20 protein-coding genes are annotated in these 20990 nt (G+C 35.2%); 14 read left to right on the forward strand and 6 right to left on the reverse strand.

Annotation, left to right across the window (positions count from 1 at the left end; translation table 11 throughout):
• The first annotated feature begins 41 nt into the window (after nucleotides 1-41).
• Entirely contained in the window at nucleotides 42-821 is a 780-nt protein-coding gene (locus LNP23_RS22520) for an O-methyltransferase (RefSeq protein WP_230002963.1), read from the forward strand.
• A gap of 56 nt (nucleotides 822-877) precedes the next feature.
• Entirely contained in the window at nucleotides 878-1759 is an 882-nt protein-coding gene (locus LNP23_RS22525; RefSeq protein ID WP_230002964.1) for a pyocin knob domain-containing protein, read from the forward strand.
• A 44-nt stretch (nucleotides 1760-1803) separates the two neighbouring features.
• Here LNP23_RS22525 and LNP23_RS22530 read toward each other — a convergent pair whose 3' ends face one another.
• A complete protein-coding gene (locus LNP23_RS22530) occupies nucleotides 1804-2460 on the reverse strand; it encodes a DUF6565 domain-containing protein (RefSeq protein WP_230002965.1) in 657 nt (218 codons plus the stop codon).
• A gap of 309 nt (nucleotides 2461-2769) precedes the next feature.
• Between LNP23_RS22530 and LNP23_RS22535 the strand changes: the two genes are divergently transcribed.
• The 11 genes from LNP23_RS22535 to LNP23_RS22585 all read left to right on the forward strand — a co-directional run bounded on the left by LNP23_RS22535 (nucleotide 2770) and on the right by LNP23_RS22585 (nucleotide 16146).
• Complete coding sequence (locus LNP23_RS22535) at nucleotides 2770-3456, forward strand: ABC transporter ATP-binding protein (RefSeq protein WP_230002966.1); 687 nt, start codon at nucleotides 2770-2772, stop codon at nucleotides 3454-3456.
• 277 nt (nucleotides 3457-3733) lie between these two features.
• On the forward strand, nucleotides 3734-4303 hold the full coding sequence (locus tag LNP23_RS22540; protein ID WP_047778481.1) for a cob(I)yrinic acid a,c-diamide adenosyltransferase: 570 nt from the start codon (nucleotides 3734-3736) through the stop codon (nucleotides 4301-4303).
• A 206-nt stretch (nucleotides 4304-4509) separates the two neighbouring features.
• Nucleotides 4510-4731: a DUF2795 domain-containing protein gene (locus LNP23_RS22545; protein ID WP_007138072.1), complete on the forward strand. Its 222-nt coding sequence runs from the start codon at nucleotides 4510-4512 to the stop codon at nucleotides 4729-4731.
• An 87-nt stretch (nucleotides 4732-4818) separates the two neighbouring features.
• The gene (secA, locus tag LNP23_RS22550; RefSeq protein WP_230002967.1) at nucleotides 4819-8160 is read left to right on the forward strand and encodes a preprotein translocase subunit SecA; all 3342 of its coding nucleotides are present in this window, start codon (nucleotides 4819-4821) and stop codon (nucleotides 8158-8160) included.
• A gap of 275 nt (nucleotides 8161-8435) precedes the next feature.
• Nucleotides 8436-8780, forward strand: a complete 345-nt coding sequence (locus tag LNP23_RS22555) for a hypothetical protein (protein WP_230002968.1) — start codon at nucleotides 8436-8438, stop codon at nucleotides 8778-8780.
• 111 nt (nucleotides 8781-8891) lie between these two features.
• Nucleotides 8892-9701 carry an MbnP family protein gene (locus tag LNP23_RS22560; protein WP_230002969.1) on the forward strand — a complete coding sequence of 270 codons (810 nt, stop codon included), beginning with the start codon at nucleotides 8892-8894 and terminating at the stop codon, nucleotides 9699-9701.
• A 150-nt stretch (nucleotides 9702-9851) separates the two neighbouring features.
• Complete coding sequence (locus LNP23_RS22565) at nucleotides 9852-10898, forward strand: cytochrome-c peroxidase (protein WP_230002970.1); 1047 nt, start codon at nucleotides 9852-9854, stop codon at nucleotides 10896-10898.
• Nucleotides 10899-10909: 11 nt separating this feature from the next.
• On the forward strand, nucleotides 10910-11869 hold the full coding sequence (locus LNP23_RS22570; protein ID WP_230002971.1) for a transporter: 960 nt from the start codon (nucleotides 10910-10912) through the stop codon (nucleotides 11867-11869).
• A gap of 71 nt (nucleotides 11870-11940) precedes the next feature.
• A complete protein-coding gene (locus LNP23_RS22575) occupies nucleotides 11941-12285 on the forward strand; it encodes a hypothetical protein (RefSeq protein WP_230002972.1) in 345 nt (114 codons plus the stop codon).
• A 94-nt stretch (nucleotides 12286-12379) separates the two neighbouring features.
• A complete protein-coding gene (locus tag LNP23_RS22580; RefSeq protein WP_230002973.1) occupies nucleotides 12380-14539 on the forward strand; it encodes a TonB-dependent receptor in 2160 nt (719 codons plus the stop codon).
• Nucleotides 14540-14541: 2 nt separating this feature from the next.
• Complete coding sequence (locus LNP23_RS22585; RefSeq protein WP_230002974.1) at nucleotides 14542-16146, forward strand: PepSY-associated TM helix domain-containing protein; 1605 nt, start codon at nucleotides 14542-14544, stop codon at nucleotides 16144-16146.
• 264 nt (nucleotides 16147-16410) lie between these two features.
• On the opposite strand, the gene LNP23_RS22590 is transcribed toward LNP23_RS22585, so the two are convergent.
• The 5 genes from LNP23_RS22590 to LNP23_RS22610 form a co-directional block, all read right to left on the reverse strand.
• Nucleotides 16411-17073, reverse strand: coding sequence for a TrmH family RNA methyltransferase (locus LNP23_RS22590; protein ID WP_047778492.1), 663 nt, complete (start codon nucleotides 17071-17073; stop codon nucleotides 16411-16413).
• A gap of 53 nt (nucleotides 17074-17126) precedes the next feature.
• Entirely contained in the window at nucleotides 17127-18101 is a 975-nt protein-coding gene (locus LNP23_RS22595) for a sulfotransferase family protein (protein ID WP_230002975.1), read from the reverse strand.
• Between the two features lie 2 nt (nucleotides 18102-18103).
• Nucleotides 18104-18673 carry an adenylyl-sulfate kinase gene (cysC, locus tag LNP23_RS22600; RefSeq protein ID WP_230002976.1) on the reverse strand — a complete coding sequence of 190 codons (570 nt, stop codon included), beginning with the start codon at nucleotides 18671-18673 and terminating at the stop codon, nucleotides 18104-18106.
• A 104-nt stretch (nucleotides 18674-18777) separates the two neighbouring features.
• Nucleotides 18778-19338 carry a helix-turn-helix domain-containing protein gene (locus tag LNP23_RS22605; protein ID WP_230002977.1) on the reverse strand — a complete coding sequence of 187 codons (561 nt, stop codon included), beginning with the start codon at nucleotides 19336-19338 and terminating at the stop codon, nucleotides 18778-18780.
• A complete protein-coding gene (locus LNP23_RS22610; protein ID WP_047778496.1) occupies nucleotides 19335-19679 on the reverse strand; it encodes a type II toxin-antitoxin system HigB family toxin in 345 nt (114 codons plus the stop codon). The genes LNP23_RS22605 and LNP23_RS22610 overlap by 4 nt, the downstream gene beginning before the upstream one ends.
• A 229-nt stretch (nucleotides 19680-19908) precedes the next feature.
• On the opposite strand from LNP23_RS22610, the gene LNP23_RS22615 reads away from it, so the two are divergent.
• Entirely contained in the window at nucleotides 19909-20598 is a 690-nt protein-coding gene (locus tag LNP23_RS22615) for an SIR2 family NAD-dependent protein deacylase (RefSeq protein WP_230002978.1), read from the forward strand.
• Nucleotides 20599-20990: the final 392 nt, after the last annotated feature.

Raw genomic sequence — 20990 nt, forward strand, 5'->3', positions numbered from 1 at the left:
CAATTCTTTAGTATCTTCGCCGCTACTTTGCAACTGTTTCTATGCTATTTCAAATAAAATCATATCTCCAATTTCTTTGGAATTCCAAAAATGAACATGCAGTTCATTCTCCGTTTGTATTTCATTTATTGACGAAATGTTTTTACGACAGAAAACCAAAACCCGAATATTCGATTCTAAAAAAATATCGAAAATCACTTTTGCAAAACAAAAACTTTATTGAAGTAACCGATTTTGGTGCGGGCTCAAAAGTTTTTAAATCGAATACCCGACAGATTGCTAAAATTGCCAAGACTGCCGGGATTTCTCCAAAACGCGCCGAATTATTATTTCGTGTGGTACGCTATTTTCAACCCAACACGATTTTAGAGATTGGAACTTCATTAGGTTTAGCCACGTCTGCTCTGGCTTTAGGGAATACGAAAGCTAAACTAATTACACTCGAAGGCTGTCCAAATACAATGGCAATCGCAAAAAATCAATTACAAAATTTCGACTGTAATAATGTCGAAAGTATCGTTTCAGAATTTCAGTTCTATTTGAGCAACTTGAAACAGGAAACTTCAAACTTCGACTTGATCTACTTCGACGGAAATCATTCTAAAAAAGCTACTTTAGCCTATTTCGATCTTTTATTACCAACCACCACCAACGATACGGTTTGGATTTTTGATGACATTCATTGGTCTCCCGAGATGGAAGAAACCTGGGAAATTCTTAAAAAGCATCCAAAAGTAAAAGTGACCATCGACACGTTTCAATGGGGATTTGTCTTTTTTAGACGCGAGCAGGAAAAAGAACATTTTATCATACGAGTATGATTACAAAATATTATAGCTACATTTGAAGCCATAATATTTTTTTGTAAAAAAACCTCATGAATAATCTTGCTTTAAAAAAAATACATTTACATTTTATAAGTAATCTTCTTTGTTATAATTCCTTTTTCTCTTCGAGAAGAATAATCCGAAAAGAATACATCTTAATAATTCTAATATTTTTTTCTATAACTGCAAAAGCCCAATTCTTCACTCAAAACTTAGGGCTTACAGATCTAAATCCATTCCCTAATGACTTAGGAATTTACACACCAGCCACTTCCAACAGACCTCCATCAACAAATTACGGTACAATATTAGGATTGAGATATTGGGCTGGACAGGGCGGCTCTGACTGGAGAACCCAATTAGTATTTACTACGGAAAAAGACTTTTATTTTCGCCAATCAAATAATACTGCCGGAACTGTTTGGTCGGAATGGTTCAAAATATACCACTCCGGAAACCTAAACAATAGCACAAGCGATTTTAATGCAAATCGTTTAATAGCCAAAGAACTAACTATTAATAACAATGGGATAAAGGTGCTACTTTCTGCTTCAGGTAATTCCTATATTAATTCAGGTAATTTTGGTATCGGAAACATGGATCCACAAAATAAACTGGATGTAAATGGCACCATTCATTCCAAAGAAGTAAAAGTTGACATGATAGGCTGGTCTGATTATGTTTTCAAAAAAGACTATGTACTACCAACATTAGATGAAGTAGAAAAACATATCAATGAAAATGGGCATTTACAAAATATTCCAAGTGAAAAAGAGGTCTTAAAAAATGGTGTAAATCTAGGAGAGATGAATGCAAAGCTATTAGAAAAGATAGAGGAACTAACTTTATATATTATAGACTTAAATAAAAAAATCAAACAACAGGATGAAAAACTTGAAGAAATAAGTCAAAAAACTAAAATAAAAAAATGACAACCCTAACGGATTGTCATTTTTTCACTAATTCAAAATTTAATTTATTTTTTAGCTTCTGCGGTTTCTTCCGACTTAGCTCCCATTCTATTTAAGGTATACATTGGAGCAAACTTCAACTTTAAACCGGCAATTTTTCTATTATCTTCACCGGTAAGTCCTTCTTTTTCAACCGTGTTTTTACGACTGTCCAATGCCTCGTACATCAATTTAATTTCATCCCAGTCTTCACGGGAGTAACTGTCCTTGTTATTTTCTACTGTATGAACAAATTGTTGGTACACACTGTGAATATTCTTAGCATTTACCCAGGCAAAACTCATATCATCACCAATTTTCCCTTCACCAAACAAGGCATTTCGCAATTGTTGTTTTGGACCGGGCTTTGGAGTAAAAAGGACTGTCATTTCATTTTTAAACTCTTCGTATTTTATTTTACTTGTATTTATTTTTTCGGTCGCGGCCGAATTGTCTTTAATGTCCGCTAACGCTACCTGAGCATCTTGAGCTCTTTTGTCGTATTCTGCATCAACTGCTTTCCAATTTTCTTTCAAATCGGCAGCTGCAACCTTTTTCACTGAATCGACATAGGCAACATAGGAGTCGATTTTTTTCTGAGCATTTACTTGTTTTTCATCCTTACATGATGCAAAACTTAAAACAAGCAATGCAATTCCTGATATAATTTGTATATTTTTCATAATCTTGATTGTTTAATTAATAGATATCAAATATACCCATAAAAATGAATAATTATAAATATTTATCATAATTTTAGCGTTTTAAATAATTATAATTCAGTAAAAATAATTAAATGTGATAATTATGTAAAAATAACCAAAAATCATATAACCCGTTTATAAATAATTGAAGTATACTTTATTGGTACCAGCATCATGATCTGAATACGTCCTTGTCTATATTCTTTTTTGTAACAAAAATCAAATAATACCTACTCATCAATTATTGAAAAGCGTTTTGTACTTTTAAATCCAAAATTGTAAACCGAAATGGCAAATCCATTAATTAAAATAACCGACATAACACGAGACTTTATTCTGGGGAATGAAATCGTTTATGTTTTAAAAGGTATTGACTTAGAAATAAAAAAAGGAGAGTACGTCGCTTTGATGGGACCATCGGGTTCAGGAAAATCGACTTTAATGAATTTATTAGGTTGTCTGGATACGCCTACTTCGGGACGTTATATATTAAATGGTAAAGATGTGAGCCAAATGCGTGACGATGAATTGGCAGAAATCAGAAATAAAGAAATTGGTTTTGTTTTTCAAACCTTTAATTTATTACCGAGAACTACCGCTTTAGACAATGTAGCGTTACCCATGATTTATGCCGGTCATTCTAAATCGGAACGCGTTGTACGCGCTACACAAGTGCTGAAACAAGTAAATCTTGGCGACAGGATGGACCACCAGCCCAATCAGCTTTCGGGAGGACAACGCCAGCGTGTTGCCATTGCCCGCGCTTTGGTCAATAAACCTTCTATTATTCTCGCCGATGAACCAACAGGAAACCTGGACAGTAAAACTTCTGTAGAGATCATGAAGCTTTTTGGCGATATTCACGAACAAGGAAACACTGTCATTCTGGTAACCCACGAAGAAGACATCGCCGCCTACGCACACCGTGTGATTCGCTTGCGCGATGGTATAATTGAAAGTGACACAACTAAATAATTTTAGATTTCTGATTTTAGATTTTAGATTGTTGCTGGTGACTTCTAAGGAGTAATCTTAGATTTCTGATTTTAGATTTTAGACTATTTGTCTTAATTTATATTTCGCAAACCTTGAAGTAACGATAATTTTAAACTCAAAATATCAAATCCGAAACAATTCCGGATTCCAGATTACCAGTACTAGCTAACACACTGTAATCCAAAATATTAAAATCAAAATAATTTTAGACCCAACGATCAAATCTAAAATCAGAAATCTACAATCTAAAATAAAAATGAAAGTATATACAAAAACAGGAGACAAAGGCACTACTGCCCTTTTTGGCGGTGATCGTGTCCCTAAAGACCACATCCGGATTGACAGTTACGGAACTGTTGATGAACTGAATTCTTATATAGGACTTATTCGGGATCAGGAAATGGATGCTCATTATAAAACGATTTTAATCGAAATTCAGGATCGTTTATTTACAGTAGGCGCCATTTTGGCAACTCCGGCGGAAAAAGAAGTTTTGAAAAATGGAGAACTTCGATTAAAAAATCTTGGAATTATCGATACGGATATCGAATTATTAGAAAAAGAGATTGATCAAATGGAAGATAGCCTTCCGCAAATGACTCATTTTGTTTTACCGGGCGGTCATCCAACTGTGTCACATTGTCATATAGCACGCTGTATATGCCGTCGTGCAGAGCGTTTGGCAGTCCATTTAAGCCATAATGAACACGTTCCCGAAATTGCAATTCAGTACTTAAACCGACTTTCTGACTACCTTTTTGTCTTGGCACGGAAGTTGTCCTCAGACTTAAAAGCGGATGAAGTAAAATGGATCCCCAGAAAATAAATTTTCTGTAAATTCCAATTTTTTAAATTCCAAATTCCAGACCGGAGATACCGGAAAACATAGGGTTTTTGATTCCTTTTTGGAATTTGAAATTTAATTTTTGGAATTTTAAAACAAGACGTTCTTAAATTTTCTTAAAATAAATCAAAATTTACTTGTCTTTTTCAGTAAAAAATTTATTTTTGCACAAACTAAACAGATAACAGATGTATTGGACATTAGAATTAGCATCTTATTTAAGTGATGCGCCATGGCCTGCTAACAAAGACGAACTTATTGACTACGCTATTAGAGCTGGTGCTCCGTTAGAAGTAGTAGAAAACCTTCAGTCTATCGAAGATGAAGGAGAGATATATGAATCAATGGAAGAAATTTGGCCTGATTATCCAACAGACGAAGATTATCTTTGGAATGAGGATGAATATTAAAAAATAAACCAAAGGAAAAAGTCTCATCACCGAGGCTTTTTTTTTGGTTCAAATACACATTTACATATAATAGAAATACACTAAATCATGAGTTTCATAAACAGTATTATTAAAGTCTTTGTAGGTGACAAGTCACAGAAAGATGTCAAAGCTTTACAACCTTATTTAAACAAAATTAAAACATTCGAAACCAGCTTAATGGGTTTGTCTCACGACGAACTAAGAGCCAGAACCGTGTATTTTAAAGAAACAATTAAAGAAGCAAGAGCAGACAAAGATGCTAAAATTGCAGCGCTTAAAGCTGAAGTTGAAAACATCGAAGACATCGACAAAAGAGAAGATCTTTATGATGCTATTGATACGCTTGAAAAAGAAGCATACGAAATCTCAGAAAAAACTTTATTAGAGATTTTACCTGAGGCATTTTCTGTTGTAAAAGAAACGGCTCGTCGTTTTAAAGACAACACACACATCGAAGTTACGGCTACTCCAAAAGACCGTGAATTTTCTGCTGCTAAACCTTATATCGAAATTAATGGCGATAAAGCGGTTTGGGCTAATAAATGGAATGCTGCAGGTAAGGAAATTACCTGGGACATGATTCATTATGATGTGCAGTTAATTGGTGGAATGGTTTTGCATGAAGGTAAAGTTGCCGAAATGCAAACGGGTGAAGGTAAAACATTAGTGGCTACACTTCCATTATACCTGAATGCTTTGACTGGAAACGGTGTTCACCTAGTAACCGTAAATGATTACTTAGCAAAACGTGATAGTACCTGGAAAGCACCTTTATTCGAATTCCACGGTTTAACCGTTGATTGTATCGATAATCACCAACCAAGTACAGAACAAAGAAAAAAAGCATACGATGCTGATATCACTTACGGAACCAATAACGAATTTGGTTTTGACTACTTAAGAGATAATATGGCACATTCGCCAAGCGATTTAGTTCAAAGAAAACACAATTATGCCATTGTCGATGAGGTCGATTCTGTATTAATTGATGATGCAAGAACGCCACTTATTATTTCAGGACCGGTTCCACAAGGAGATCGTCATGAATTTAATGAATTGAAACCAAAAATCGAAAACTTAGTTGCACAACAACGTCAACTGGCAAACGGATTTTTATCTGAGGCTAAAAAATTAATCAAAGAAGGAAACACTAAAGAAGGTGGATTCTTATTGTTAAGAGCGTACAGAAGTTTACCTAAAAATAAAGCATTAATTAAATTTTTGAGTGAAGAAGGAATCAAACAATTGCTTCAAAAAACCGAAAATCAATACATGCAGGATAACAATCGCGAAATGCACAAAGTCGATGAAGCTTTGTATTTTGTAATTGAAGAAAAAAACAATCAGGTTGAATTGACTGATAATGGTATTCAATACCTTTCAGGAGATACTGATCCCGACTTTTTCGTACTTCCGGATATCGGAACGGAGATTGCTGCTATCGAAAAACAAAAACTAGACAAAGATTCTGAAGCGGAAGCCAGAGAAAGATTGTTCCAGGATTTTGGAGTAAAAAGCGAGCGTATTCATACTTTGACGCAACTTTTAAAAGCATATGCTTTATTTGAAAAAGATGTAGAATATGTGATCATGGAAAACAAAATCATGATTGTAGATGAGCAAACAGGTCGTATCATGGATGGTCGTCGTTATTCTGACGGTTTACACCAAGCGATCGAAGCGAAAGAAAATGTGAAAATCGAAGCCGCTACACAAACTTTTGCAACTGTTACTTTACAGAACTATTTCCGTATGTACAGCAAATTGGGTGGTATGACAGGTACAGCGGTTACAGAAGCTGGCGAGTTATGGCAGATTTATAAATTGGATGTTGTTGAAATTCCAACCAACCGTCCAATCTCAAGACAAGACAAAGAAGATTATATCTACAAAACGACACGTGAGAAATTCAACGCTGTAATTGAAGATGTAACGGAATTATCAAATGCAGGAAGACCAGTTTTAATTGGAACAACTTCTGTAGAAATTTCAGAATTATTAAGCCGAATGCTAAAAATGAGAGGCGTTACCCATAACGTTTTGAATGCGAAAATGCACAAGCAAGAAGCACAAATTGTAGAAGAAGCAGGTAAAGCCGGAGTTGTAACTATTGCAACCAATATGGCTGGTCGTGGTACCGATATTAAATTATCTCCGGAAGTAAAAGCTGCGGGAGGTTTAGCAATTGTTGGTACAGAGCGTCATGATTCCCGTCGTGTAGACAGACAGTTACGTGGTCGTGCAGGACGTCAGGGAGATCCGGGAAGTTCACAGTTTTATGTTTCTCTTGAAGACAACCTAATGCGTTTATTTGGTTCTGAAAGAGTAGCGAAAGTAATGGACAGAATGGGATTACAGGAAGGTGAAGTGATTCAACATTCTATGATGACTAAATCGATCGAGCGTGCTCAGAAAAAAGTAGAAGAAAACAACTTTGGCGTTCGTAAACGTTTATTAGAATATGATGACGTAATGAACTCGCAACGTGAAGTAGTTTACAAACGTCGTCGTCACGCCTTATTTGGTGAGCGTTTGAAACTGGATATTGCCAACATGCTATACGATACTTGTGAAGTAGTAGTGAGTCATAATAAAGCAATGAACGATTTCAAAACTTTCGAATTTGATTTGATCCGTTATTTCTCTATCACTTCTCCAATTTCTGAAGCTGATTTTACAAAATTAACTGATATCGAAATCACCGGAAAAGTATACAAAGAAACTTTAGCTTTCTACACTGAAAAAACAGAAAGAAGTGCCAGAGAAGCTTTCCCAATCATTAAAGGAGTTTATGAAGAGCCTAACAATCATTTTGAGCGTATTGTAGTTCCGTTTACTGATGGAATCAAAACGTTGAATGTGGTTACAGACCTTAAAAAAGCATACGATACCGAAGGAGCTCAGTTAATTGCTGATTTCGAGAAAAACATCACGCTTTCTATTGTTGATGAAGCTTGGAAAAAACATTTACGTAAAATGGACGAATTGAAACAATCTGTTCAATTAGCCGTTCACGAACAAAAAGATCCATTGCTTATCTACAAATTAGAAGCTTTCAAATTGTTTAGAGGAATGTTAGACAACGTTAACAAAGAAGTTATTTCATTCTTATTCAAAGGTGATTTACCAGCTCAAAACGTTCCTGAAATTCAAGAAGCAAGAGAAGTTCGTCAGAAAGAAAATTTCAAATTGAGCAAAGATGAAATTGTAAACAGCGAAGACATCAATCGTGAAGCGGGACAAACGCAAGAACGTCAAATTACAGAAACTATCGTGAGAGATATGCCAAAAATCAATCGTAACGATACTGTAACTGTTCAGGAAGTAGCTACAGGAAAAACAGAAACAATGAAATTTAAAAAAGCAGAAACTTTAATCGCAAATGGCGAATGGGTTATTGTTAAATAATTATATGTCATTAAGAATGAATTAAACCTAACAGGTTTTAGAAACCTGTTAGGTTTGCGAAATATAAAATCTCCAATAGCTTTGTGGCAATTGGAGATTTTTTTTTAACCTTAGGGACTTCGAATAAGACCTAACAGGTTTCTAAAACCTGTTAGGTTTAAAAAAAATTAAAAAACGACAATAAATAGTCAATCTAAAACGAATAAACTGTATTTTTGCACCTGAAAACAACGAAACACTCTTTGAAACGCATTTTCATCATATTGCTTTCCTGCATGCTATTAGTTCCCTCTTTTGGCAGTTTCTTTGTTTATACCTCCTTCAAATTAAATCAGGACGAAATTTCAAAAACCATTTGTGTACAGCGTAAAATGCTTTTCAACAATTGTAATGGCCGATGTGAACTTCAGAAAAGTTTGAAGAAATATGCCGACAACGAAAAGAAAATGCAGGACAATCTGAAGGAAAAAGCAGAAATCGTTTACATTCAGAATACCCTTCTAAATACTTTCAAATTAGTAGCCCCAATCGAATCAAAAACAAATCTTTTTGCTTCTTTTGACGGGAAACCAATTTCGGTTTCAAAAACTACTTTCCGCCCTCCCTCCTATTTTATATAATTTTTAAAAATTTATTTCAATTGCTATTGAAATGATTTCTCATTGTTCTTAAAAACAATGAAATAGTGCTTACGCCTATTCTAAATTTAAAATTATATAAAATTCATAAAAATGAAAAAAATAGTATACAAGACTATAGTGCTTCTGACACTTAGTATTTTTATTACAGCCTGTTCTAGCGATGATAACAACGAAAAAAACACAACAGGAACGGGAAAATTAGGTTTGAAATTTGACAATTCTTTTGGAGACAATGACTTAATTTTAGAAACCCAACCCAATACTACCAAAAACAACGAGGTTTTAAAAATCAATCTCGTTCGTTATATTGTCAGCAATATTGTTCTGACAAAAGCAGACGGAACTACTTTTACCTATCCAAAAGCACAGAGCTACTTTATTGCCGATGAAGGGGATGCTACTGCAGGATACCAATTTAATCTTACTGATGTTCCTGCCGGAGATTATACCAAAGTTAAATTTGGCATTGGAGTAGACAAAGAACAATGGCTTTTGGGAGCTTCGGGACAAGGCGATTTTTTAGCCAAGGCACAAGCCAAGGATCTGATTTGGAGCTGGTCTGCAGGTTATAAATTTATAGCCTTCGAAGGAACTTTTACCTCTTCTACCGTTAAAACTGCAGTCCCTTTTATGGTGCATACAGGGCAAATCGGTACAGCATATAATTATACAGAAGTAACGCTGGACTTACCTACCAAAGCCTTAGTGCGAACTACTATCACACCGGCTATTCACATCGTAACAGATTTATCTAAAATTCTGGACGGAGAAAACACCATTAAACTATCTGATTACAACAAAGGCGGAATGGGTGCTATGATTATGGGAGGTGAAGCCTTACCTAAAATCACTACTAACATCTCAAAAATGTTCAGAATAGATCACGTACATAACAATTAGTCCAATTCCGAAAATATAGTACTTATTATTTTTCAGAATGCTAATACATCCTTTGCCTTTTTATTTTTCGAGTTTGTTCTAAACTTAAAAAATAAAAAGGACACTGATGGACTGAAAATGTAAAATACTGTTTTCAAAAAGCATCATACCATGCAGAAAATAAAATTTGTTCTCTGGCTGTTTATTCCACTATTTTTAGGTTGCTCCGATAATGAAGAAGATCAAGAATATGTAAATCTTCCTTTAGCGTTTACTGTTCCATCCAATTTTCCGGATATGACCTATAATATTGCTTTAAATAAGCCTACAGAAAAAGGTTTCGAGTTAGGAAAAAAATTATTCTACGACGGACGCCTGGCCTCTGATGGCTTGGTCTCCTGTGGTTTTTGCCACATACAGGCTAATGCTTTCACACACCACGGTCACACAGTCAGTCATGGTGTAAATAATGAGCAAGGTACTCGTAACGCAACACCAATTCAGAATATGGCCTTCCAGTCTGCTTATATGTATGACGGAGCTGCCACTAATCTGGACTTACAACCCATTATTCCGTTGACAAGTATCATTGAAATGAATGGCGATCTGAACGCTATTCTGGCCATGATGAAAGCAGATAAAGAATACCGAAAATTATTTGGTCAGGCTTTTGACGACGGCACAATCAGCACTGAGAATATGCTCAAAGCTCTCTCGCAGTTTATGGTCATGATGGTTTCATCTAATTCTAAATTTGATAAATACAGACGAAATGAAATTGGTGGCACTTTTACTGCTGATGAAAAAGCGGGTTACGATTTATTCCAATCAAAATGTGCCTCCTGCCATGCAACAGATTTAATGACGGACCATTCCTTTCGCAATAATGGCCTGGCAGTAAATCCTAAAGTAAAAGATGTCGGACGTTACAGAGTCACTGAATTAGTATCTGATTATTATAAATTCAAAGTACAAAGTCTCCGTAATATAGAAGTTTCGGCTCCCTATATGCACGACGGACGATTTGGAACGCTGCAAGCAGTACTTAACCATTATGCCTCGGGAGTAGTGGACTCTGAAACTTTAGACCCTATTTTGAAACAAAATGGAAATCTCGGGATCCCACTTTCCGAAAATGAAAAAAAACAAATTATTGCGTTTTTAAAAACGCTCACTGATACACAATATTTAACCGATAAGCGATTTTCGGAATTTTAAAATAAAAAAGAATGAAAAGAATACTCTTAACAATAGTGCTTTTAGTTGGGCTTTCGGCCTATAGTTTTACAGAAAAAGACTCACTGTCAAGTTTTACCTTTCAGCGTTTGGCTATGCTCGAAGATTTTGATTGTGACGCTTGCGGGTGCTCGGCAAGTGGCGGAAGCATGGGATTTAGTTCTATGTTAAACAATAACTTTGTCGGAGTTCGTTACTTCAAACAAAGTTATACCAGCCGCGACGGGATTTTCAACAATTCTCCGTGGATCGACGAGAACTTCAATACTGTTCAGGCCTGGGCAAGGATTCCGATTACGCAAAAAATCCAGATTTCGGCACTGGTTCCGTACCATTTTCACGAACGTGAATTAACATCAGGTACCGAAAGTATTGCAGGTTTGGGGGACATCACCGTAATGGGACTATATTCTGTTTATGAAACAAAAAAAGACAGCACCCTCTTTACCCACAAAATAAACCTGGGCGCAGGAGTAAAAATGCCAACCGGAAAATTTGCCGAAGCCAATAATTTAGGAAGTATCAATCAGAGCTTTCAATTAGGAACCGGAAGCTGGGATTATTTATTGGTTTCAGAATATGTAATTAAGAAAAATAATTTAGGGTTGAACACCATGCTGAACTATGTTTTCAAAACCGAGAACAGTAAAAACTATCAGTACGGAGATCAGTTTAACTATGCCAGTACGCTATTTTATTTATTTAATCTGGAGGCCTTTCAACTGGTTCCACAATTAGGTTTAGCCGGAGAAGTTTATCAAACCAACAAACAGCATGGTTTAGATTTGCCCGATACGGCAGGTGATATACTGTTTGGGAAATTCGGAATTGAGGTCGGAAGAGACAAATTTTCTTTGGGTATAAACGCCATGTTGCCTATCAACCAAAATTTATCCAGCGGAAAAATGGAAGCCAATTACAGATGGGGTATTAATTTGAATTACACCCTTTAAACATTAAAAAACAAATTCATTAAACAACGAAATTTATCTTGAAACGCTTTCTTATCCTATTGCTTTCTTGCATGCTATTAGTCCCCTCTTTTGGCAGTTTCTTTGTATATACTACCTTCAAATTAAATCAGGAAGAAATCTCAAAAACCATCTGTGTACAACGAAAAATGCTTTTTAATGATTGTAATGGTCGATGTGAACTTCAAAAGAGTTTAAAAAAGTATGAGGATAACGAAAAAAGAATGCAAAACAATCTGAAAGAAAAAACAGAAATAGTTTACATTCAAAATCTTGGCATTACTCCTTTTGAACTCCTCCTGCCAATCGAAACTGAAGCAAAACTTTATGCCTCTCTCAATGAGAAACCGGTTTCGATTTCAAAGACTGTATTTCATCCTCCCTCCTGTCTTCTATAAATTTTAGTCCTTTTTTCAATGAAAATTGAAAAAATCTTTCTTGGCATAAAGCCAAAGAATATCGGTTACTCCTTAAAAATTTATAGCATTTAAAATGAAAAAAATATACTTTATCCTACTGATCATAGGACAATGTGTTTTTGCACAAAACAAAGTAGAGAAAGATTCTACCAAATCTCAGGAACTGGAAAATGTTTTTGTAACGGCCAATCGTACTGCCACTTTACGCAAAGAAACCCCTGTTGCCATTAGTAAAATAACGGCCAAAACCATCAATGAAACCAAGGCAACTGCGGTTTACGAAATCATCAACAAAACCCCGGGCGTATTGATGGTCAATATAGGAAACGAACAACACATGATGTCGATTCGTCAACCTATGACAACCAATGCCTATTATTTGTATTTGGAAGATGGTTTACCGATTCGCCCCATGGGAATCTTCAACCACAATGCGTTATTAGAAATTAATCAATTTAACATTCAAAATATTGAAGTCGTAAAAGGCCCCGTTTCTTCTCTGTACGGACCGGAGGCTGTCGGCGGAACCATCAATTTAATTTCGCTAAAACCACCTGTTGACCCCGAATTTAAGTTTGGAGTTCAGGTAGATACTTATGGCTACAGGAGATTTCAGGCTGCCGGTGGTGCAACTGTTGGAAAAGTCGGTTTTCATATTGCCGGAATTTCAAATTTACAAGAAAATGGCTGGATGGCGTATTCTGATTACAACAAAGACAATCTCAATGCCAGAATCGATTACAATATCTCCCCTTCTACCCGATTGATCAGTAACACAATGTATGGAAAATACTATTCGGATATGAGCGGTACGGTTAACGAAGATGCTTTTAACAACAGAACCTACAAAAGCACTTCTAATTTCACGTACAGAAAATCGGAAGCTTTGCGAACCCGTCTAACATTAGAACACGACTGGAATAACAATTCAAGCAGTTATCTTACAGCCTATTTTCGTGATAATAAATTAGGACAAAATCCATCCTACGGAATCAGATGGAGTCCAACTGTCAATCCTTCCACAGCCAAGGGCGAAGTAAATTCAAACAACTTCAAAAGTTACGGGGCAATTGGGCAGCACACCCAAAAGTTCGATTTCCTGAATACTAAAATTGTAGCGGGTGCTTTATACGATTATTCCCCAGTAACCTATTGGTCGTATGTCCTTGATTTGAAAGCCAATCTAAATCCGGGAGAAGCAGGAAAACAAACCGTAGATTCTTATGAAATTATTGCCGAACATCCAGACTCAAAACTCGCGGATTATACCGCCGATATTATCAACACCGCCGGATATGCTCAGCTAAGTATTAATCCGGTAAATAAATTAATCTTTACCGTTGGTGGTCGTTATGACAATATGAAAGTGAAGTATAACAACGCCCTCGATCTTTCCTCCGGGAGTAAGGTTTATGATAAAATAACGTATAAAGCCGGAGCCAATTACAATCCGTTTACATTTGCGGGGATATATGCAAACTACTCACAAGGTTTTGCACCTCCCGGAATCACCTCCATTTTCAGAACTAAACCTGGTACAGGAGGGACAACAGCTGTTCCTGCCGAGTTTTATTACAATCTGGAACCGGCTACTTTCAATAATGTCGAAATAGGCGGATGGTTTTCTCTCTTAGAAAATAAACTAAACTTGGATTATGCATTCTATTATATGGAAGGCAAGAATGAATTACTAAATGTAAAACTTGCAGATAATACCACTGATTATCGCTCGGCTGGAGAAACCCGCCACAAAGGAATTGAATTTGGTGCTACTTATAAACCTTCCAAACAATTCAACATTCGTCTTGGCGGAACTTACGCACAACATACTTACATTGATTTTAAACTTTCGGACAAACCGTCAGATCCTGTTCAGAATCTAAACGGTAAAGAAATGCCCGCAGCTCCAAGATGGTCCGGAAATTCTGAAGTTAGTTATTACCCCAATTGGCTTCCCAATTTAAGAACTTCAATTGAATGGCAGCTTGTTGGCAGTTATTACCAGGATCAGATTAATACCTTCAAGTACAGCGGGTATAACTTGTTTAATGCCCGAATTGGTTATCAATGGAGAAAAATTGAAATCTATGGAAACGTAATGAATCTTACGGATAAATTATATGCCTACAATGTCTCCAGAGCCAATATAGCAAATGCTCAACCCACTTATACAGCGGCAGCACCGAGAACTTTTGTATTTGGAATTCAGTATAATTTTTCCTTAAAAAAATAACCATGAGTAAAGAAACAAACAGAAAAACGGCTAAAAAGAAGGATTCAAAATTCATTAAAAAAATCAAACAACACATGTACAAATGGCATCGTGTTATTGGATTAATTACAATTGTTCCTGTAATTTTCTGGACCTTATCGGGTTTGATGCATCCTTTTATGGCACATTTTTTTAAACCTGAAATCGCCCGCGAAAAACTGGAACAACAGCATATCGATAAAAATCAGCTAAAGTATTCTATTCAGGAAGTTCTACAAAAAAACGAATTGACACAGTTCAAAAATTTTAGAATTGTATCTTTTAATAATGCTACTTATTACCAAGTAAAAACAATCCTTGGTGAGCTATGGTATTTTGACACCGCCACTGCCAAAAAACTGGAAAACGGAGATCAAAAATATGCCGAATGGCTATCGCGTTACTTTCTGGAGGATCAAAAAAGCGCCGTTAAAAAAAGTGAAGTCGTAACCGAATTTACTTCACAATACAAATATGTCAATCGTTATTTACCGGTTTACAAACTGACATTCGATCGTACGGATGGAATGGAAATTTATGTAGAAACTTCCTCAGGCAAGCTGGCGACCTTCAATCCAAATTCAAGGCAAGCTTTTATTTGGTTTTTTGACGTTTTTCATAATTGGTCGTTTATTGATGCCATCTCTAACAACAGTATCCGGATTATAACGATGATCCTCCTCTTGTCTATTATTAGTTTTTCAGCTTTGAGTGGTATTGTAATTTATGGCTTATTGTGGAAACAATTTAAAAAAACAGATAATTTACAACCCAAAAAAGGACTTCGAAAATACCACCGCCAAATCGGAATCTGGGTTTCTCTTTTTACTTTGACCTTTGCTTTTAGCGGTGGATATCACGCTACCACCAAATGGGAGCCTTACACTTTATCACAAATGGTTTACGAGCCTACTTTTGAAACCAAAGATATTGGCGTTGCAAACAACATTCTGAATTTAGATTGGAGTCGTTTTCAAAACATTGGAATCATTACTTTAAACGACAGCATTTACTATCGTTGTCAGTTGACCGAAAAAGAAACCGGAAAATTCAAAAAACCAAAGTCGGACGCAAATTCAAAATGGGGCAAAAAAAAGGAGTCCAAATCAGAAGTGGTTTACCTCAATATGGCGACCAATACCATCACACCCAACCTTGATCTGCAATATGCGGAATTCCTTGCGTATTATTTTACAGATGGCGCCCCAAAAGCCGCTTGCTGTGAGATGACCGAAAGTTCAAATGACGAACCTCAACCCACTCTGGAAGATGTAAAACTACTGGAATCAAAAGTTTTAACTGATTTTGAAAGTCGTGAATATGGTTTTGTCAACAAAAGACTGCCAGTGACCAAACTAGCCTATGACACCCCTGAAAAAACAACTTATTTTATCGAAACAGCAACTTCAAGATTAGCCGCTGTCATAAAAAATTCAGACAAAGTAGAAGGGTACTCCTTTGCCTTTTTGCATAAATTTTTATTCATGGACTGGGCAGGAAAAAACATTCGCGATCTGACAATGGTACTAGCCGCACTGATTATTTTAGTTGTCAGTGTCTTAGGGTTTGTTCTTTTTTTGAGAAAATAGGTGCTGAGTTATTAAGGTTCTAAGTGCCTAATTATTGCTATCAAAAAATCACAATTTTTCTAAACCATATAAGTCATTTAAGAAAATATAAGCTTCAGTTTAAATGATCTTAAATTACTTATATGGTTAAAAATACTAACAATAATCTCTAATGATTTGCTATTCCACTCATAAAGATTCTAAGCTATTTAAGAAAGTATGAGCTCCAATTTAAATGAACTTACATCACTTATATGGTTAAAAAAACAAAACCGTCAAGCCTTCTTATCGTGGATTTTCCTCAAAATATCTGGCTTCAATTCTCTTGATATCTTTGATTGAACTTTTAGCCCAAGCCAATCGTTTTTCAAGAATTTCTTCATCAGACAATTGCCAGTTTATAGTTGAATTGCGTAATCGATTGGTAAGATTTTGAATGATGATTGCTGCAGAAACAGAAATATTTAGACTTTCTGTAAAACCAACCATTGGTATTTTTAGGAAACCATCGGCTTTATCCAATACTTCCTGAGAAAGTCCGTCGCGTTCTGTACCAAAAAACAAAGCACTTGGTTTGGTAATATCAAAATCTTCCAGCAAACAGTCGTTTTCATGCGGTGTTGTAGCGATAATTTGATACCCTTGATTTTTTAAAGTTGAAACGCAATTTGCAATCGAATCAAACTGATTGATGTCTACCCATTTCTGGGCACCCATTGCAATTTCTTTATCAATTCTTTTTCCGTAACGCTGCTCTATAATATTCAGTTCCTGAATCCCAAAAACCTCACAGCTTCGCATAACAGCGCTTGTATTATGCATCTGAAAAACATCTTCTACAGCAATTGTAAAATGCTTGGTACGGTTAGATAAAACTTTTAGAAATCTTTCCTTGCGGTTGTCGGTTAGTATATTTTCAAGAAATGCGAGGTAATCTAAATCAATCATTTTGGTTGTATTTGCCGCAAAAATACTAAAAAAGAATTAGTAACAAGGAGCCGTTAATTCCTTCCGGCCAGTTGTGCTGTCAATTTCTCTTGCAGTTTTTCATATAAATGATTCACCTTAACCATGTCAATTGCTAAATTTTCACCTAGAAAAGAATCTCCGTTAAAAACGTTTGTTTCATTTTTAGAATGTTTTTTTAGACGTTCATACATTTGGTCAACCTCTTCGATATAATAATCCACATCTATAATATCCATTACTTTTTCCAGAATTTCCCTCATTCCTTCTTTGTAATTATACACTGCAACATTTTGATCCTTTTCATAAAAATTAGAATACGCCTCAAAATATTTTTCCAGAACCACGGCACCATACTGCTGAAAAGTAAGTTCTTTCATCTGTTGATCATTAATTCCAAAAATTTTGGACGGAAGCAAATTCGGAACCATGTGCATTCCTTTTAGTTTTGAATGAGATTTTAGTACTTCTGTTGGATTTCTATACAGTAGAATAAAAGGCAATTCAGGAAAAATGGCTCTTAATTCATTCGCTTCAAAGATGTGCCAGGAATCTAATTTTACAATCAGATTCTTTTCTTCCGGGAATCTTTTTTGTCCCAACAAAGCAATTACCGCTTTGATAAGAATCTTTTTTTTATCCAAATCAAAAAGGTCACTTCTTATAATGGCATCAATAATCGGAGCTTCTGCAATTACAATATTTTGCGGAGAAACCGCCAAAGACTGCGCCAACATTGTAGAACCACAACGCGATACATGAAAAACAAATGCTTTTAAATCAGTAGAAACTAACTGTTCCGACCAATCAATAAGATTTTCAACTGTGCTTACCAGTTTAAATCTTGTTGAATTATTAGAATATCCTACACATTTTACCAGTGTTTCTTCAAAAAAGGGATCTAAATATCTTTTATCTCCTAAATAAATCCACTCAAAATAGACCTCGCCCTCTTTTTCAATTAACTTATTCGGAATCCAATGTAAAAGGGGATGATCGCTATTTTCCATGTTTAAAGATTTATTTTATTTATAAGATGGTATTGCTCCTGAACAGAATCCGTTAGGTTATCTACTATAAAAGTATAAAGTTTATTGGTTGAAACAGTTTCAGATTCGGAATCTGTTTTTATTATTAAATCAGCTTTTACGGGGACTTCGTAAACAGCACTGATTCCTGTAAAATTATTGATCTTGTTGCTGTCAGTATCCGGCAGCAGTGCTTTTTTGTATAATCCTTTCGGATCTCTTTTTATGAGGTTATCTATTGAACAGTCCAGAAATACGGTTCTTACAAAAGAAAATTGACCGATTTCGTTTCTTAACTCTTCATAGGGATTGATGACCGACATTAAAACAATTACTTTTGACTGCACAAAATCCTGACCTACCTTAAATAAGCGTCTGACGTTTTCACATCGGTCCTCTTTCGAGAATCCCAGGTCTTTGCAAAGTGTTTGTCTGTAAACATCGCCATCAATTATTTCTACTTTGTGCCCTTGCTCGGCCAGCAAATACGAAACATTCTTTGCTAATGTAGTTTTTCCGGAACCTGACAAACCTGTAAATTGTATTAGTATCATTTTTAGCTTTTACATAAAAAAAACAAAGCTATATAGAGCAGTAGCTTGTCAATTATTTATAGTAAAAATACTAAAAAAAGAAAACGAAAAGAAGAATAATCATTTTAAGATAAAAGTAAATCCTCTACGTTTAATTTCACTTTTGGCTTATCTAACTTTTTGACTGCCTCCTTCACCCTTAATTGCTCTTCATTAGAAAGAAAAAGCGGAATTAATAAGCTCACATCAATTTTTAGTATTCTATTAATAATTACCAAATCTTTTAAGGTAAAGGGCTTTATTCCATTAACGAGCTCAGACATATGAGTCTTACTTTTATGACCTAGGAGCGTAGCCAGATTTTCTTGAGTCAAATCAAGTTCTTTCAATTTTTTTCGAATAGATTGTTTTCGATTTTCGATAAAAACTCTTTCCAGTTCTGCTATTTGCTCAAACTTTTCAACCTCTAAAAGTTTACTTTCATCAATTAAATTAACATCACTCCATTCCGAACTTTCATATTTCGCAATTAAATCTCGAAGTTTTGATCTCAGATTTTTAAAGTGAATACTCTCTTTTGCCAAAAGTCTTAATTTTCTATCAGCAATAAGCGCTCTCTCATAGTCTAATTCATTTGAAATGAACCCACTATCAATTATACTTTCAATGTCAAAATTTGCTTTCATTGTGTTATATATCCATTTTTTCTCAACCACTTTTCTATAGTTGATTTGTTATTTTTAAAAACAACTTCATACTCCTGATGCGTTCCTGCCCATGCAATTGTAGCTTCTCCCTCATCATCTAACTCAACTAAAATTAATGTTCTATGAAAATGAATATTGAAAAAGTAAAATCCATCCTTATGAACACAATCTGCATCAGTCCAAACTTCCCTGAACTTCCCAGTTTTAGAATCAAAGTTTTCCAGATCAGTAATGAGTTTATCAATCGCACTGCATAACTTTTTATTTCCTATATTTTTAATTTTAATCTTTAAGATTATCTTTTTTCCTATAATTCTCATTGCAATGATTTTACAAAGTAAATAAAAAGTTCTGATAAAAACCGAACTTTAACATCTCTTTTTATAATTTGACTTAAAAAAATAAACAAAGTTGCCATATATTACAGCAATACACAATACAAATATATAAGATTTTACTTACTTTTAAGCACTTTTGTAAAGAATTGATATCACAAATAAAAACATCTAATACAGCAATTTCCTTATATTTGAAATTCAAAAAATCAAAATGAAAAAGAAACTAGTCGTTTTAACCGGTGCCGGAATTAGTGCCGAAAGCGGAATAAAAACTTTTCGCGACAGCGATGGTTTATGGGAAGGACATGATGTTATGGAAGTGGCTACACCGGAAGGCTGGTATAAAAATCAGGAACTGGTACTGGATTTTTACAATAAAAGACGCCAACAACTCAAAGAAGTAAAACCCAATTTAGGCCATGAGATTTTAGCCGAATTAGAGCAGGATTTTGAGGTACATATTATTACCCAAAATGTTGACGATTTACATGAACGTGCCGGAAGCACAAAAGTCCTGCATTTGCATGGCGAATTGTTAAAAGTAAGAAGCACTCAAAATAAAAACCTGATTTTAGACTGGACAGAAGATTTATATACCGGTGACTTTGATGAAAACGGACACCAACTCCGCCCCCATATTGTTTGGTTTGGCGAGGAAGTTCCTGCCCTTGAAGAAGCTATTGACATAGTGGAGAAAGCAGATTATCTTGTTGTAATTGGAACTTCATTACAGGTATATCCAGCTGCCGGACTAATTTCATATACCTACAGCACAACGCCGGTCTTTTACATTGATCCAAAACCAATTGCAATTCCCAATATCAGTAATAAAGTAGAAACGATTGCCAAAATTGCTTCAGAAGGGATGCTGATTTTAAGAGAGCGATTAAACTCAATTTAAAGAGAAAAAAGAAATCCGTTTTAATCTTTAAAATCTATGGCTATCTTTTTATTTTGCCACAGATTAAAGGATTAAAATGATTAATAATTTGTGACGCAAAAAAAACAGACACGAATTGCACAAATTACACAGATTAATTCGCGCTAATTTGTGAAATACGTAGTAAAAAGAGCAAGATGGTCAAAAAACACGTTATAAAAACTATCTGTTTACCAAGAGCATAAAAGGGTTCGATAGAATTAAAGAATTAGATAATCCGGTGAATCTTTTAATCTGTGGCAAAAAAATAATTCGTGGCAATTTGTGTAATTCGTGGCAAAAAGATCCTAATAATCAAAAAACACGAAATAAAGACACGACAACTTTTAGATTTGATCCCACAATTGCCCCTT

Source organism: Flavobacterium cupriresistens, from assembly GCF_020911925.1.
GTDB lineage: Bacteria > Bacteroidota > Bacteroidia > Flavobacteriales > Flavobacteriaceae > Flavobacterium > Flavobacterium cupriresistens.

Coding starts and splice junctions, on each gene's coding strand:
- LNP23_RS22555 (WP_230002968.1), top strand. CDS start 8,436: ATGCTATTAGTTCCCTCTTTTGGCAGTTTCTTTGTTTATACCTCCTTC.
- LNP23_RS22530 (WP_230002965.1), bottom strand. CDS start 2,460: ATGAAAAATATACAAATTATATCAGGAATTGCATTGCTTGTTTTAAGT.
- LNP23_RS22615 (WP_230002978.1), top strand. CDS start 19,909: ATGAAAAAGAAACTAGTCGTTTTAACCGGTGCCGGAATTAGTGCCGAA.
- LNP23_RS22535 (WP_230002966.1), top strand. CDS start 2,770: ATGGCAAATCCATTAATTAAAATAACCGACATAACACGAGACTTTATT.
- LNP23_RS22540 (WP_047778481.1), top strand. CDS start 3,734: ATGAAAGTATATACAAAAACAGGAGACAAAGGCACTACTGCCCTTTTT.
- LNP23_RS22575 (WP_230002972.1), top strand. CDS start 11,941: ATGCTATTAGTCCCCTCTTTTGGCAGTTTCTTTGTATATACTACCTTC.
- LNP23_RS22525 (WP_230002964.1), top strand. CDS start 878: ATGAATAATCTTGCTTTAAAAAAAATACATTTACATTTTATAAGTAAT.
- LNP23_RS22545 (WP_007138072.1), top strand. CDS start 4,510: ATGTATTGGACATTAGAATTAGCATCTTATTTAAGTGATGCGCCATGG.
- LNP23_RS22560 (WP_230002969.1), top strand. CDS start 8,892: ATGAAAAAAATAGTATACAAGACTATAGTGCTTCTGACACTTAGTATT.
- cysC (WP_230002976.1), bottom strand. CDS start 18,673: ATGATACTAATACAATTTACAGGTTTGTCAGGTTCCGGAAAAACTACA.
- LNP23_RS22520 (WP_230002963.1), top strand. CDS start 42: ATGCTATTTCAAATAAAATCATATCTCCAATTTCTTTGGAATTCCAAA.
- LNP23_RS22570 (WP_230002971.1), top strand. CDS start 10,910: ATGAAAAGAATACTCTTAACAATAGTGCTTTTAGTTGGGCTTTCGGCC.
- LNP23_RS22595 (WP_230002975.1), bottom strand. CDS start 18,101: ATGGAAAATAGCGATCATCCCCTTTTACATTGGATTCCGAATAAGTTA.
- LNP23_RS22605 (WP_230002977.1), bottom strand. CDS start 19,338: ATGAAAGCAAATTTTGACATTGAAAGTATAATTGATAGTGGGTTCATT.
- LNP23_RS22580 (WP_230002973.1), top strand. CDS start 12,380: ATGAAAAAAATATACTTTATCCTACTGATCATAGGACAATGTGTTTTT.
- LNP23_RS22585 (WP_230002974.1), top strand. CDS start 14,542: ATGAGTAAAGAAACAAACAGAAAAACGGCTAAAAAGAAGGATTCAAAA.
- LNP23_RS22610 (WP_047778496.1), bottom strand. CDS start 19,679: ATGAGAATTATAGGAAAAAAGATAATCTTAAAGATTAAAATTAAAAAT.
- LNP23_RS22565 (WP_230002970.1), top strand. CDS start 9,852: ATGCAGAAAATAAAATTTGTTCTCTGGCTGTTTATTCCACTATTTTTA.
- secA (WP_230002967.1), top strand. CDS start 4,819: ATGAGTTTCATAAACAGTATTATTAAAGTCTTTGTAGGTGACAAGTCA.
- LNP23_RS22590 (WP_047778492.1), bottom strand. CDS start 17,073: ATGATTGATTTAGATTACCTCGCATTTCTTGAAAATATACTAACCGAC.